General features: G+C 33.4%; 16 protein-coding genes. 7 read left to right on the top strand and 9 right to left on the bottom strand.

The window, feature by feature from the left end:
• Positions 1–45: 45 nt before the first annotated feature.
• The 7 genes from J3D55_RS17915 (at position 46) to J3D55_RS17885 (ending at position 6,361) form a co-directional block, all read left to right on the top strand.
• A complete protein-coding gene (locus J3D55_RS17915; RefSeq protein ID WP_259132842.1) occupies positions 46–942 on the top strand; it encodes a BatD family protein in 897 nt (298 codons plus the stop codon).
• The gene (locus tag J3D55_RS17910; protein ID WP_259132841.1) at positions 935–1,927 is read left to right on the top strand and encodes a VWA domain-containing protein; all 993 of its coding nucleotides are present in this window, start codon (positions 935–937) and stop codon (positions 1,925–1,927) included. Before J3D55_RS17915 ends, J3D55_RS17910 begins: the two co-directional genes overlap by 8 nt.
• Positions 1,927–2,934: a vWA domain-containing protein gene (locus J3D55_RS17905; RefSeq protein WP_259132840.1), complete on the top strand. Its 1,008-nt coding sequence runs from the start codon at positions 1,927–1,929 to the stop codon at positions 2,932–2,934. Before J3D55_RS17910 ends, J3D55_RS17905 begins: the two co-directional genes overlap by 1 nt.
• A 121-nt stretch (positions 2,935–3,055) precedes the next feature.
• A complete protein-coding gene (locus J3D55_RS17900; protein WP_259132839.1) occupies positions 3,056–3,778 on the top strand; it encodes a tetratricopeptide repeat protein in 723 nt (240 codons plus the stop codon).
• Positions 3,778–5,514 (top strand): BatD family protein, encoded by a 1,737-nt coding sequence (locus tag J3D55_RS17895; RefSeq protein ID WP_259132838.1) that lies wholly within the window; start codon positions 3,778–3,780, stop codon positions 5,512–5,514. Before J3D55_RS17900 ends, J3D55_RS17895 begins: the two co-directional genes overlap by 1 nt.
• Before the next feature lie 44 nt (positions 5,515–5,558).
• Positions 5,559–6,161, top strand: a complete 603-nt coding sequence (locus tag J3D55_RS17890; protein ID WP_259132837.1) for a MarC family protein — start codon at positions 5,559–5,561, stop codon at positions 6,159–6,161.
• Positions 6,162–6,166: 5 nt separating this feature from the next.
• On the top strand, positions 6,167–6,361 hold the full coding sequence (locus tag J3D55_RS17885; RefSeq protein ID WP_047397834.1) for a hypothetical protein: 195 nt from the start codon (positions 6,167–6,169) through the stop codon (positions 6,359–6,361).
• A 175-nt stretch (positions 6,362–6,536) separates the two neighbouring features.
• Here the strand turns inward: J3D55_RS17885 and J3D55_RS17880 are convergent, their stop codons facing one another.
• From J3D55_RS17880 to J3D55_RS17840, 9 genes are all read right to left on the bottom strand, one after another.
• Positions 6,537–7,505 carry a chorismate-binding protein gene (locus J3D55_RS17880; protein WP_259132836.1) on the bottom strand — a complete coding sequence of 323 codons (969 nt, stop codon included), beginning with the start codon at positions 7,503–7,505 and terminating at the stop codon, positions 6,537–6,539.
• Positions 7,506–7,526: 21 nt separating this feature from the next.
• Complete coding sequence (locus J3D55_RS17875) at positions 7,527–8,396, bottom strand: hypothetical protein (RefSeq protein WP_259132835.1); 870 nt, start codon at positions 8,394–8,396, stop codon at positions 7,527–7,529.
• A 45-nt stretch (positions 8,397–8,441) separates the two neighbouring features.
• Entirely contained in the window at positions 8,442–8,720 is a 279-nt protein-coding gene (locus tag J3D55_RS17870; RefSeq protein WP_259132834.1) for a hypothetical protein, read from the bottom strand.
• Between the two features lie 19 nt (positions 8,721–8,739).
• Positions 8,740–9,549: an RNA polymerase sigma factor gene (locus J3D55_RS17865; protein WP_259132833.1), complete on the bottom strand. Its 810-nt coding sequence runs from the start codon at positions 9,547–9,549 to the stop codon at positions 8,740–8,742.
• Between the two features lie 6 nt (positions 9,550–9,555).
• On the bottom strand, positions 9,556–10,617 hold the full coding sequence (locus J3D55_RS17860; protein ID WP_259132832.1) for a hypothetical protein: 1,062 nt from the start codon (positions 10,615–10,617) through the stop codon (positions 9,556–9,558).
• A 104-nt stretch (positions 10,618–10,721) separates the two neighbouring features.
• Positions 10,722–11,159 (bottom strand): PaaI family thioesterase, encoded by a 438-nt coding sequence (locus J3D55_RS17855; RefSeq protein WP_259132831.1) that lies wholly within the window; start codon positions 11,157–11,159, stop codon positions 10,722–10,724.
• Positions 11,160–11,218: 59 nt separating this feature from the next.
• Complete coding sequence (locus J3D55_RS17850; protein ID WP_259132830.1) at positions 11,219–11,815, bottom strand: 1-acyl-sn-glycerol-3-phosphate acyltransferase; 597 nt, start codon at positions 11,813–11,815, stop codon at positions 11,219–11,221.
• Positions 11,816–12,132: 317 nt separating this feature from the next.
• Entirely contained in the window at positions 12,133–12,762 is a 630-nt protein-coding gene (locus J3D55_RS17845; RefSeq protein ID WP_259132829.1) for a hypothetical protein, read from the bottom strand.
• Positions 12,716–13,861 carry a PspC domain-containing protein gene (locus J3D55_RS17840; RefSeq protein WP_259132828.1) on the bottom strand — a complete coding sequence of 382 codons (1,146 nt, stop codon included), beginning with the start codon at positions 13,859–13,861 and terminating at the stop codon, positions 12,716–12,718. Before J3D55_RS17840 ends, J3D55_RS17845 begins: the two co-directional genes overlap by 47 nt.
• Between the last annotated feature and the right edge of the window lie 8 nt (positions 13,862–13,869).

Here is a 13,869-nt window from a genome sequence, read left to right as displayed (position 1 = left end):
ATTAAATATAAACATTCGGCTTTAGCCAAAACTTATTATTTAAAATTGAAAAAACTATTATTTATATTTTGTTTTTTAATCTGTGCAAATGCTTTTTCACAGATCCTTTCTTCCAGTATTGAGAAGAAAACCATCGCTTTGGGAGAAGTGAACCATATTGTGATAACGATTAATAATCTGAACAATCAGAAGGTTTCTGCTGCTCCTGAAAACGAATTGCTGCCTTTTCATTTTGAAGAAGTAAAAGACAGTATTGCCCAAACTCAGGATGTTTATTATCGAAGAATTGATTTTGCGGTTTTTGATGAAGGAAAATTCACCATTCCTGAGCTTGAATTTAAAGTAGGAGGTAAGATTTTAAAGACGATTCCTTATGAAGTTGATGTAATTAATACGGCTCAAAAAATAGATCCGATCAACGATATCATGAATAATAAAAGCGTAAAACTTGAAGTCACCGATTATTGGGAACTCTATAAGTTTTATGTTTTGGCTGCAATTGCTGTTATTTGTTTGATTATTGCGATTGTGATGTTTATAAAATATGGCAGAAAATCGAAAGATTCTCCCGCCGTTGCAACAAATCAGACCTTAAAAGAATTAGATTCTCTTAAAAAGAAAAAATATGTGGAAAGCGGAAATTATCGTTCATTTTATGTTGAATTGATCGAGATTTCACGAAAATTTATTACCAAACAATATCATTTGCCTGCAGATGTTTTGTTGACGGATGATTTGATTGATTTAATGAAGAAAAACAATACAATTTCTCAGGAAAACGAAAGGGTAGTGGAAGATGTATTTTTAAGAGGTGACCTCGTAAAGTTCGCTAAAACGTTCCCCGATCAGGAAACTATGGAGAAAGATCTTGCTGAGATCAGAAATTTTGTGAAAAGATCATCAAAAGATATCGAATTTGAAAACTTGAGAAAGGATGTTTAATTTTGAGTTTTTTAGTCCGTGGTTTTTAGCGCTTTTCTTTTTGTTTATTCCGCTTTTATTCAGAGATGTAAGTAAGCAGAAAAGAAAAGGGATTAAAGTTCCTACTGTCAAAAATATGGGCGACAGTGGCGGAATCCAGATTGTTATGTTTGTATTGAGAATTTCAAAGTACATCATTCTTTCAGCTTTAATTATTGCGATGGCAAGACCCAGAACTTTCACCGTTTCTCAGGACAGAGACGATACAAAAGGGATTGATATCATGCTTTCCGTAGATGTTTCGTTGAGTATGTTGGCGAAAGATTTAACACCGGATCGTTTGACGGCTTTAAAGAATATCGCGATGAAATTCGTGGAAAAAAGACCGAATGACAGAATCGGTTTGGTAGCCTATTCCGGAGAAGCTTTCACAAAAGTTCCCGTGACTTCCGATCATCAGGTTGTTCTGGATGAATTACAAAATCTAAATCCGCTGGAACTTCAGCCGGGAACTGCGATTGGAGAAGGACTTTCTGTTGCGGTAAATCACCTGAAAAATAGTAAAGCAAAAAGCAAGATCATCATCTTAATGACAGATGGTGTCAATACAATTGAAAACGCGATGCCGCCTGCAATTGCTGCAGAACTGGCGAAAAGTAATGGTATTAAAGTATATTCTATCGGGATTGGAACGAACGGATATGCTTTGATGCCAACTCAGACAGATATTTTCGGGGATTTGGTTTTCACGGAAACAGAAGTGAAAATAGATGAACCTGTGTTGAAAGAAGTGGCTCAAATGACGGGCGGGAAATATTTCAGAGCGACCTCAAACAGCAGTTTGGAGGAAGTGTATGATGAAATTAATCAATTGGAGAAATCTGATGTGAAGGTTTCAAAATTATTTAATTATCAGGAATATTTTAAAATTTTCCTTTGGATTGCCTTAGGAATGCTGTTTTTTGATGCATTGTTGAGATGGGTTTTTTATAAAATTTTAAGTTAATGGATTGGTATTTAGGGAATTATTGGTACTTATTGTTGCTGTTGCTTTTGCCGCTGTTAGCTATTTTTTTGATCCGTTATTTAAAATGGAAAAACAAGAAAAGAGAAATTTTTGCAGACAGCCAGTTTCACGAGCATTTATTTGAAAAAAGATCTGGATTTACTAAATTTTTTCCGGCTTTATATTTATTGGGAACTTTGTTTTTAATCTTTTCAATTATTGATTTATTAAACGGTTCGGAGGAAATTAAAACCAATCAGAAGTTAAATAATGTCATTTTCATGTTGGATGTCTCCAACTCGATGAATGCGGAAGATATTAATCCAAGTCGTTTAACGGAAGCAAAAAATCTGATGCTTCAAATGATGCAGAAGATGAAAAGTGATAAAGTCGGGATGGTGATTTTCGCAGGGCAGGCAACTTCAATCATGCCTTTAACGACAGATTATAACTCGGCAGAAACTTACATCAGCGGAATTGAAACCAACTCCATGCAGATTCAGGGAACTGATTTTTTGAACGGAATGAAAATCGCTGTCGAAAAATTTAAAAATGTAAGCAAAGGCGCCCGAAAAGTTGTTTTATTGAGCGATGGTGAAGATAATGAAGGAAATGACGATGAGGCGATAAGATTAGCAAAGAAAGAAGGAATAATGATTACTTCCGTAGGAATTGGTTCTGATGAAGGCGCTCCCGTTCCCGAATATGTTTTCGGACAATTAATGGGGTACAAAAATGATATGGCAGGACAAACCGTTATTTCAAAAAGGCAGACAGAAGCTTTGAAGAAAATGGCAGATGCAACAGGCGGAACTTATATTGACGGAAATAATATCAATGAAGCTCCGGACAGAATTTTGGATGCTTTGCATAAGAAAATGGGGTCTTCGGAAACGCTGGTAAAATCACAGAATGCAAACCATTATTATCAATATTTCCTTGCTGTATCGATGTTTTTCTTCTTTTTGATTTATATTTTTAATCCTAAAAGAGATTTTAATGTTTGATATTAGGACTTCTTTGTCCCAATGTAGGACAATTACTTTAACCGAACTTTAACAAATAAGACGCTGTTTCTTAACATTTAAACGAATAATTTTGCACTGAATGAATACTAAAATCTTTTTTTTGTCGTTTATATCTGCTTTCATGTGTTCAGGAGTTTTGTTTGGTCAGAAAAACTACAGGACTTTGGTGTATGAAGGTAACGAGAAATTTAACGGTAAAGATTATGATGGTGCCTCTGTAAAGTATCTGGAAGCGATAAGAGCAAACGGGAAAGATTTTACGGCGCATTACAATTTAGGAAACGCATTATATAAAAGTAAAAAATACGAAGAGGCAAAAGCGGAGTTTGAAACAGCACAAAAACTTTCTCAGACAATTCCGGATAAAGCAGCAGCTCTTCACAATTTAGGAAATACTTATATGCAGATGAAACAGCCCGACAAAGCTGCTAATTTTTATAAGCAATCCTTAAAACAAAATCCTTACAGCGAGGCAACAAGAAAAAATTATGAAATTGCCAAACTGAAAGAAAAAGAAAACGAACAAAAAAAACAACAGCAAAATAACTCTGGTAAAGGAGGCGGTGGTAAAGACCAAAAACAAAATGATGATCAAAAAGGAAATCCTAAAGATCAAAAACAAGATCAGGGACAAGGTCAACAAAATCAAGGCAAAGGACAGGGAAATGATCCCAATCAAGGCCAGAATAATGAAGGCAAAATCCCAAAAGATCTTGAAAATCAAATACTCGATAAAGTAAGCGATAAGGAAAAAGAAACCGCCAAAAGAATTTTGAATAAAAATTCTTATTCGATGCCCGAGAGCAACGAGAAAGATTGGTGATGCAAAGCAGATTTACCTACATATTATTTCTTTTCATATCCGTAATTTCTTACGGACAGGTAAATCTTACGGTAACTCCTGATAAAACAAGTTATAATGGTAAAGACATTGTAAACCTGAGTATTGTTCTTGAAATTGAAGGGAGCGAATACAGTCAGCAAACCAAATTACGTTTACCCGATTTTTCTAAATTTAATCTTATCGGAACAGGATCTGTCAACAATGCATTTATGGATCCCGAAACCAATACCGTAATTTCTCAATCCGTAACAAGGCTTGCTCTCGAACCGAAACAAAAAGGAAAGGTAAAAATCGGTTCGTTTCTGATAACAATCAATAATAAAATCTATAAAACGGAGCCTTTTGATATCATTATAAAAGATATTGAGAAAAAAACGGATGTTGCAAGTGCCTCAAAAGATGTTTATCTGAATATGGAGATCGAAGATCGTGATGTTTATCAGGATCAGGCAACAATTGCTGTACTGAAGGTATATTCTAAAAATATGGATAACTTCAGAAGAGTAAAAAATATTCATCTTCCGGAGCAGGATAATCTGAATGTTTATCCGGTAAGTTTCTCGAAATCTGAGATCGATCCTGCTGATAACGGAAGCATGGCGTCACAGATTTTGGCAGTGTTCATGGTATTTCCCAATGAAGCAGGATATGTAGATATTCCCGGAGTTGCTGCATCTGTAAATTCTTATTCAAATAAAAATAAAATCGTTTCCAATAAAGTTAAGATCAACGTTAAAAAACTTCCGGAAGGATCTCCTGAATATTTTAAAAATGCGGTCGGGAATTTTAATGTAAGCGTTGTTAATGCTTCAAAAGAAAAAGCTGAGGTTAAAAAACCAATCAATGTTGTTGTAAAAGTAAGCGGAGAAGGAAATCTTAAAAATATAGAGCTGCCGAAAATTGCAGAATCTCCCGATTATGAAGTTTTTGCTCCTAAAATTACCTCAAATGTTACAGTTGGAACAACTGGAATGAAAGGAGAAATCTTGGCAAATTATCTTATTATTCCTAAAAAAGCAGGTGAAATTAATATTAAAACAGAACAGTTTGCATTCTTCGATCCTGCAAGTAAAGAATATGTAGATCTTGGTCAGGAAACATTGGCGGTGAATGCGTTTTCTCATGACCAAATCATGGAAGCCCGCACAACGGTTGAAAAGGTGAATGAGTACACCAATACTTTTCTGGAAACAGTAAATACACCGGTTTTAAAGACAACATCATTCAAAGTAAAAGAAAAAAGCAAATTCCACTGGAATATACTTTTGACCAATATTACCATTTTGCTGGGATTATTTATAGCATATTTATTATTTAAGACTTGGCAAAAAAAACGTAAAACAGATAAAGAAACTGCACCTTCAAAACCTTTAGGTTCGGTAGCTGAAACGGAAAATGAGATCAGAAAAAGTCTGAAAACAGACATCAATGATTATTTCAGTTATTTGGAAAATCTTAAAGATAATGAAGATTATCAAAAATTCTTTCAAACGTTTGATGAGCTTGATTCTGAAGTGAGAAATCAGTATTCTCAGAGTTCTGCGGAAGATTTCAGAAACTTTCTGGAAACTCATAAAGGTTCTGCCGTTGCCGAAGAATACAGGCTTCTTTCTCAAAAGATACAGATAGAAAAATATGCTCCTGTAAAATCTTCTGAAGGAATTGATGAACTTTTAAAAGCAATTGTTAATTTGTATTCTAAGATTAGCAAATAATCAATTTATTTTCATATTTTTGCGAAATTATTAATTACATTGAAATGGAAGTATTTAATGATTTTTCTATAAAAGAAGTTATCACCTGTTTTATGGTGCTTTTTGCCGTGATCGATATCATTGGTTCTATTCCGGTAGTGGTAAGTCTTCAGCAGAAATTCGGACAAATTGAAGCAAGAAAAGCATCGCTTACAGCAGGTGCCATCATGCTTGTTTTCCTTTTTGTAGGAGATAAAATTTTGAAATTTATCGGAGTTGATGTTAATTCTTTTGCCATTGCAGGAGCATTCGTTATTTTTATCATTGCTCTGGAAATGATTTTAGGAATTGAAATTAATAAAACCTCAGAAGCGAAAGCAGCTTCCATCGTACCTATCGCTTTTCCACTGGTAGCGGGAGCGGGAACCTTAACAACAACGTTATCCCTAAAAGCTGAATTTCACGATATTAATATTATTTTAGGAATTATTCTCAACACAATTTTCGTATATTTGGTGCTGAAATCTGCAACCTGGCTAGAGAAGAAAATGGGTGATGCTACGTTGGCTATTTTACAGAAAGTTTTCGGAATTATCCTGTTGGCGATTTCAATTAAATTATTCACCGCAAATTTTGCACAATTGGTGCAGAGTTATATTAATTTTTAAGAGTTATGCAGAAGTTTTATAAAGTATTTTTGGTACTGTTTATCGTTTTCATCGCAATCAACCTTTACGCTCTAGATTGGCAAGCAGATATGTTGTCTGAAGATAACCTGCAGTTTGTTTTCTCAATTGCTTCGGCGCTTATCGGTCTTATTTTACTTTTTGTAATGAATACCTGGAGTAAAATCGGTGTAAGGAAATAATTTTAAATTACATTATTTTATATAAACCTCTTTCAGTTTTGAAGGAGGTTTTTTTATTTTTGTTAAATGCTTCGAGAGCATCAGCATGACATACCCTACAAATTTATCTCTAAAGAAAGCAGTTAGTATTAGAGATGTCATGCTGAGGTTCTCGAAGCATCTATTATGTAAATTTTTAAGAAACCACCAAATTCTTCAAAACAGCTTCCGATTTTAATTCGGTTTCAATCCATTCTTTTTCAGGGTTGCTTTGAGCCGTAATTCCGCCTCCGACGAATGAATGAACGGAATCTTTATATAATTTGGAACAACGAAGATTGACGAAATATTGAACCGTTTCCTCCGTTTCAATTTTGATATAACCTGCGTACAATTCGCGCGGAAATTTCTCGATTTTCTGAATATTTTCCTTACAAAAATCCTTTGGAATCCCACAAACAGCCGGAGTCGGATGTAATTCCTGAATAATTTTATCCTGATTTTCAGGTTTTATTTTTGCTTTAAAATCTGTTCGAAGATGTTTTATATTTCCTGAAATATGATCGTGAGTTTCCGATTCCTCAATGTTTTCAGAATAATTATTTAAAATATTCCTGATGTATGAAGAAACAGGTTTTTGCTCTTCAATTTCTTTTTCCGACCAGCTTTCTGAAACGGGAAGTGTTCCCGCAAGACTCATCGTTTCAAAGTCGAAAGTGTTTTTATTGAATTTTCCTAACACTTCCGAGAAAGCTCCCATCCACGAGTTTTCGCCATCAATAAAGATGTATCTGAAAGCATTCGGATAAGAATTACAAAGATTTTTAAAGCTTTCTTTTAAATCAATTTTATTAAAATCAGTAAATATTTTTCTTCTTGAATAGACCAGTTTTGGAAGTTGATTTTCATTAATAGCTTCGATTACTTTATCTAAATTCTGCAGATATTCTTCCTTTGTTTCCGCAATAAAGTGATTATTATCTTTAGGTAAAGATTCACTTGAAATTATGGTTTTGTCAAAATTTTCCGGATTTATTTCGATTATTTTTCCATTAAAATCAATTCGCTTTACACCGTCAAAAGAATAAAAATTAATATGATTTTCAGTTGAATTTTCGTCTGTTGAATACAGTTTTTCGTTGAATGGAAATTTGAAATAAATCATTATGTAATACTTTTTCGAAAATCAAGGTTTAGAAATGCTATAGGAAATTCCGAAATTGATTTTTCTTTCTGCAAAGGTATTGTTAGTCTTAAAAATGTCAAAATCAAATGAGCTGTTTTTTAACGAAATATTATTCATTTGATACTGTTGATAGTCCAAAGTCAACAAAATCCTTCTGAAAAGTCTGTATTGAACGCCAACAGAAAACCCGATGTTGGTTTGATTGCTTTTAAAATCATCCAATTTATCAAGAACACCATTTTCGGGAACTAAAAACTGCATTTTGTAGGTGTTTCTATTAACTAAAAATCCTGCAAACGGACGGATATTTTTCCACTCGTAGAATAATTTTAATTGTAAAGCATATTCAAAATGTTTATTATTAAACCTTTGAAAGAGTAGTGGTTGATTATCCTGACTGAAATAAAATCCGTCGAGATAAGTCTCTTCTTTGTTGGCATTAAGATCAAAAGTAGAATCCCAGTGATAGATATTTGCCGATAACTGAAGTGATAAGTTAGGATTAATAATGTCTTTTGAAAACCAGATTCCCAAATTTTCTCCAACTTGTGGTTGGTTGGAAAGTTCTTTTGCCCAACTGCTGTTTTTTAAACCGATTCCTGCTTCAAATCCATAATGGAAAGTGCGTATTTTTCTATTTCGGGCTCTGTTTATTGCCCGTTGTTTTTCAAGTTCTTCTTTGTAAATATTTCGGACGAATTTTGTTTCTTCAACTTTTAAATCTGAAAATAGTAGATCGTTTTGTTTGAATTTTACAGGTTTCATCAGGTAAACCGTATCGTAGATTACCACTTTTTCATAGACATAAACAGTGTCAACTTTTCTTTTTCTTTGTTTTTGGGCAAATGAAAAGTTGACAGTTATGATCAAAAAAAGGAAGAATAGTTTTCTAAAAAACATAATGGGTTATTAAGTTTATCTATCTAAAAATATAGTGTCTCTTTTAATAATTTTCTTTACAATAATTACTTTTTGAGGCGCTTCTTCTATTGAATCTTTAGCAATGATTTTCTTTATATTTTTACTTTTTATAGCTTCTGTGCTTGTTTTAATTTTAGAAATATTTTCCTGAGAATTTGTCAAGGTTGCAGAAGTAGTATTTTCATTAACAGAAATCTTATCTAAGGACGAATTGGAAGTTTTTTCCAAGTTTTGAGTTTCTGTATTTGAAATTCCTTGTTTTTCTTTAATCAAATTAGAATTCAATGCTGAATTATTCTGGAGTAAAAATGTATTTTTTGGACTCAACAAAAATATTGAACCGACAATTATTACAAAAATTGTAGAAACCAATGATTATTTTCTTTGTTAAAACCTGATCGGATGATGTAGAAAATGCTAAGCTCTTAACCGCAATATTTTCGGGAATTTCGAGTTTCCTTGATGGTGAAATTGTAAAATCTGAAAATTTGCTATTAAAAGTCTGCGCCCACAACAATCCTCCCAATCCGAAAATAACAAGTAATTGTGCCATCTTCTTTTTGTTTTTCGGAGTGTCCTGATTAACAAAATTATTAATTAAAAAATTCTGAACAGATTTTTTTGCCCTCAATAAATGTGATTTTGAGGTATTAACGGTAATTCCCAACAAACCTGAAATTTCGGCATGCGAATGATTTTCAATAAAAAATAAATTGAAAACAGATTTGTGATGCTCCGGCAAACTGTCTATCGAAGACAGCAACTGATCTCTTGTGAAATCATATATAAGAATATGTTTTTCGTCTAAGGAAGGGTGATTCATCTCGGAAAGGGTATCTGGAATTTCTGATGGTTCGGTGTTTACAAAAACGTCTCTGCTGTGTTTTCGCAAATACATTAAAGCATTATTAACAACAATTTTCTTAAGCCAGCCAAACAATGCTTTTTCATCTTTAAGCTGATGGTTGTTTTGTATAGCCGCGATAAAACTGTCCTGAACGATATCTTCAGCAGTATAAATATCCGGAATATATCTACGGCAGATCCCCAAAAGTTTTGGAGAATAGTCGAGATAGATTTTTTGCCAGTTGAATGTTTGCATAAATTCTTAATCTACAAATATTGATAGAAGACCTCCTACATTTGGATCAAAAACCATTGTGATAGGCTGGCTCATAACTTCCGTATTATTAATGAAAACCTTTGCCAGAACACCTATACTTGCTCCGTCTTTATATCTTATAGTATAAATTTGATTGTCTTTTACCATAAATCCACGAATTCTATTGAATCCATTTGGATCATTGAACATAACTAAAACATTGTTTTTATAATAAAAATTATCTCCTATGTAATATTTATCGTTTCCATCGAAAATTACATCAACTATTTCTCCAGGAGGATTAGATGGAATTGCAACAAATGAATTTGTTTGAATGTTTTTTAAATATTTTTGATTTGTGAATAAGTTTCTATAATATGCATATATATCATTGTTAGCATCTTTGTAAAAGTTTAAAATATGTGAATCTGTTGCTAAAGGAAAATACGTGTTATTTTTATAAAATCCCGTGTCCCAAGTGATCGGATTGGATTGGTAATTTTTTCGAATACCTAAATAAATCTCATTATTTATTAAATTATAACTTCCTGGAAATGTTATTTCATTATTACCTGCAATCAATGTTTTTATGCCATTTTTCCAAAAATAATAACTATAAATACCTTGATTAGGTAGTGGGTTAAAATTTACAAAATAACCACAAAAATAGGTATTCCCATTTTCAACAATCATTTTACTAGAAATTCCAAAATTATTATCTGGACTTGGATCTGGTACATCTTGCAAATATTCATCTAAATTATATTTTACCCCATTTTTCCAGAAATATAAATGTTTTGATGTCAAACCTGAATTATACTCGGAAGTCATTGCTCCATAAACATATACATTATTATTTTGAACGATAATTTGTGTTGCATAAAGTCCTGTTCCATTTTGAAGAATAACTTTTTGTCCGTTTTTCCAATAGCATGCCTGATTATTCTCTGCTCCAGCAATATACAAATCTACAGAAGCTACGTTTTTTTCTAAAATTTCAGAATCATCTGTTTTACAAGAAAATACAAATGTTAATAAAAATAAGAAGGGTAAAATTAAAGTTTTCATGGTGATTATTTTCTTATAAGATGCAAGAAAAGAAAAAGGTTGCAGTCATGATACAAAAAAAGCTCAAATTTTTTTGAGCTCTGTATTTTTAGGGTAATTAAAACTTATTTATTAATGATAGCATTCGTCATCGTTGTGTGATTGACCAACTGACCTTTTTCATCACGAATTTCAATTTCGGAAACGTGCATAGATTTTCCTTTTCGGATAAATCTTGCAACTGCGGTTACCATTCCGTCTTTTTTACTTCTTAAATGGTTTGAATTAATATTCGTTCCCACTCCGTAATATTTTTCGCCGTCAATAAAGATATTAGATAAACTTGAACCCATCGTTTCTGCCAAAACGCAGCTTGCTCCGCCGTGTAAAATCCCAAAAGGTTGGTGAACTTTAGGCTGTACAGGCATTGTTGCAGTCATCGTTTCGTTTTCAAGATCGATATCGATAAATTTTATTTCTAACGTTTTTGCTAAAGTAACTTCTCCGCCCCAACTGTTTAAAAATGCTAATATTTCTTCCTTCGTTTTATCTTTCGCGTGCATATTTATAAGTAATGAATAATTGGTAATAAGTAATTTTGATAACTTCTAACTTCTAACTTCTAACTTCTAACTTCCGTATCATTTCCCATGATATTCGGATTCCAGTTTTCAGGGATTTTTGGGGTAATATCATTTTTAATATAATAATCCTGAATTTCGGTCATGATTTCTGAAAACGGAACGGAAGCTATTCTTTCATAAGGAATAGTGTATCCTAAATAAACAATATTTCTTTTAAAATCTCCGGCTGCGAGAACGATCGGTACTTTTGCCGCCAAAGCCATGTGATAAAAACCTTTTCTCCATTTCGGAACCCAGCTTCTTGTACCTTCCGGAGTGATTACCAAGCTGAAATCATCTTTTGCGAACTGGTTTGCTACGAAATTTACAAGATCATTTTTCTGGCTTCTGTCGATCCCGATTCCGCCAAGGCCTTTTACAACTCCGCCATACCAGGCTTTTGTATGAGCATCTTTAATGATGATTTTTAAGGGCTTTTTTAATGACCAATAGGCAAGATTTCCCAAGATATATTCCATGTTGTGCGTGTGGGGTGCTACGACCAGAATACACCTGTTCAGGCTGTTTACGTCGCCCTGAAGGACCACTTTCCAACCCATTAGTTTTAACATCAATTTGCCAATCAGCTTTCTCATATACTTTGTATTAAAAACAGAAAAGTATAACCAAAATGGTTATACTTTACAAATATATTGAAATATTATCGCTCTTAAAACAAACCGCTGATTAAATCTACGATTTTCATTACAATTTCTAATGCTAGTTGTACCATGATTATTAAATATTTTTTGAGTGTTTTTGGTTATAATTTTTGTACTATACAAATGTAAATCTTTTTATTCACATAGCGAACGAAATAGTTATATTTTTTAATCTTTCTGAGAGAAGAAGAGTGTGAATTTCAAACGGTTGTGTTATCCATTCACACCTTCAGCCACTCTCTGAAGTTTAATTATTTGGTTTGTATAGAAATTTCGTTTTTACCTTCGTTTACTTTTACATCTATGTTTTTACCTTTCATCTTTTTGATGCTGCTTTTCATAGAATCTATTACTTTATCAGCTTGGTTGCTCGGAACTTTTTTACCGTTGATAATAATACTGTCGCTGTCTTCATCATCAGAATTGTACTCAATTGTAGAACCGTTTACTGTGATTTTGTTCTTTTCGATTTTAATTTTTCCGTCCTCATCTCTTTCCTGATCGTTGTCGTTGATTCCGTCTGCATTTAAATCTCCGTCGAAATTGATTCCGTCTTGTTTTCCAGGAATTACCACTGTTTTCAAAGGAAGTACCAATTCATAATCGATGCTGTAATCTCTGAATCTGTGTTCGTAAGGATATTTAATAAAGTTAGGAAGAACAATTCTGTTGTTTACCACTTCTACCGGAACCGTTACATTCAATGGAAGATTATATCCTTTCGCTTCTTTTTTAATGATCAGATAAGGAGTTTTAATATCTGCTTTTCTTGTTACATCTACGTGAATCCAGTCTTTTTTGTAAACCGATACTTTATCAGAATAAAGATCATCATCATATCCTGTAAAGTTTCTGAGGAATGGCGATTTGTTTTGAATCAACAAAAATACTGTCAGATTGTGTGTTGATAGAAACCTCTTCCGTGTCTTCTTTATGACCTTTCAAAAACATTTCTCTTTTTGCCATGCTTACTCCGAAATAAGATCCAAGTGCGATTAAAGCAAGGAATAAAGCTCCGATTACCCATCCTATATTTCTCAGTTTAGTTTTTGGAGAAAATATTTTAATACTCAATAAACTGAAGATAATAGCCGGAATTAATGATCCGATAATGATAATTGCCGTTAAGATTTTATCTAAACCGTTGTCATCAAAGTAGAATTTAATTTCGTTTGCTCCGGGGAAATCAGAATCCATTCCGAAAAGTCCGAATACTACAAATACGCCTACAATGCTTCCTACTGCCATTAAAGCAAAGATTCCGCCGATCACATATTTTATCACATTCCAAACTCCGTTTCCTGCGTTGTTGATGTAAGGTTTGTTTTCGATATAGATTTCTCCGACTCTCTGAGTAGATTCGTTGGCGAATTGTACCAATTTATTAGACTCATTTTTAAGATTGTCGAAGTTCATAGGCTTTCCCTTCATTTTCAGGAAATCTGCCGCCGTTTCTGCTTTCGGTAATACGGCCCAAAGGATGATGTAAAGCAAGAAAACCAACGTTGATGAAACAGCTGCCGTGAAAATTCCTAAAATGAAAATTCCCAACCAGATCGCTCTCATTGCAGTAATATCCATACCTACGTAATGAGCCAAACCTGCGCAAACACCTGCGATTTTTTGTCTTTCAGGGTCACGGAACAATTGTTTTTTGTCTGTATTTTCAGTTCCTGAAGAATATGTTTTTTTCGTATTTTTTTCAGAATAATAAGCTTCTTCCTGCTCTTCGATTTTTTCAGGAGACCCGATCTGTGCAATTACTCTTTCTACATCCGAGTCATTGATAACTTCACGTTTTGCCATGGTATCTCTGAAGATTTCTACCATTCTGATTTCTATGTCATGCATTACCTCTTCTGCTTCCGAAGCATCCAATGAGCTTCTCAGTGCATTAAGGTAATCGCTCAGCTTTATATATGCGTGTTCTTCTATTGTAAAAGAAAAACCTGCGAGTCCTATTGAGAGTGTCTTGTTCATAGCTTTGT

This window comes from Chryseobacterium ginsenosidimutans, assembly GCF_024807225.1.
GTDB classification, from domain to species: Bacteria; Bacteroidota; Bacteroidia; order Flavobacteriales; family Weeksellaceae; genus Chryseobacterium; species Chryseobacterium ginsenosidimutans.
The sequence above is the reverse complement of the archived record's forward strand: the minus strand, read 5'-3'. Positions and strand labels throughout refer to the sequence as shown.

Bases quoted from the DNA above. Each gene is read 5' to 3' on its own strand.
- J3D55_RS17910 (WP_259132841.1), top strand. From the start codon at position 935: ATGTTTAATTTTGAGTTTTTTAGTCCGTGGTTTTTAGCGCTTTTCTTT.
- J3D55_RS17905 (WP_259132840.1), top strand. From the start codon at position 1,927: ATGGATTGGTATTTAGGGAATTATTGGTACTTATTGTTGCTGTTGCTT.
- J3D55_RS17895 (WP_259132838.1), top strand. From the start codon at position 3,778: ATGCAAAGCAGATTTACCTACATATTATTTCTTTTCATATCCGTAATT.
- J3D55_RS17890 (WP_259132837.1), top strand. From the start codon at position 5,559: ATGGAAGTATTTAATGATTTTTCTATAAAAGAAGTTATCACCTGTTTT.
- J3D55_RS17885 (WP_047397834.1), top strand. From the start codon at position 6,167: ATGCAGAAGTTTTATAAAGTATTTTTGGTACTGTTTATCGTTTTCATC.
- J3D55_RS17880 (WP_259132836.1), bottom strand. From the start codon at position 7,505: ATGATTTATTTCAAATTTCCATTCAACGAAAAACTGTATTCAACAGAC.
- J3D55_RS17865 (WP_259132833.1), bottom strand. From the start codon at position 9,549: ATGCAAACATTCAACTGGCAAAAAATCTATCTCGACTATTCTCCAAAA.
- J3D55_RS17860 (WP_259132832.1), bottom strand. From the start codon at position 10,617: ATGAAAACTTTAATTTTACCCTTCTTATTTTTATTAACATTTGTATTT.
- J3D55_RS17855 (WP_259132831.1), bottom strand. From the start codon at position 11,159: ATGCACGCGAAAGATAAAACGAAGGAAGAAATATTAGCATTTTTAAAC.
- J3D55_RS17850 (WP_259132830.1), bottom strand. From the start codon at position 11,815: ATGAGAAAGCTGATTGGCAAATTGATGTTAAAACTAATGGGTTGGAAA.
- J3D55_RS17840 (WP_259132828.1), bottom strand. From the start codon at position 13,861: ATGAACAAGACACTCTCAATAGGACTCGCAGGTTTTTCTTTTACAATA.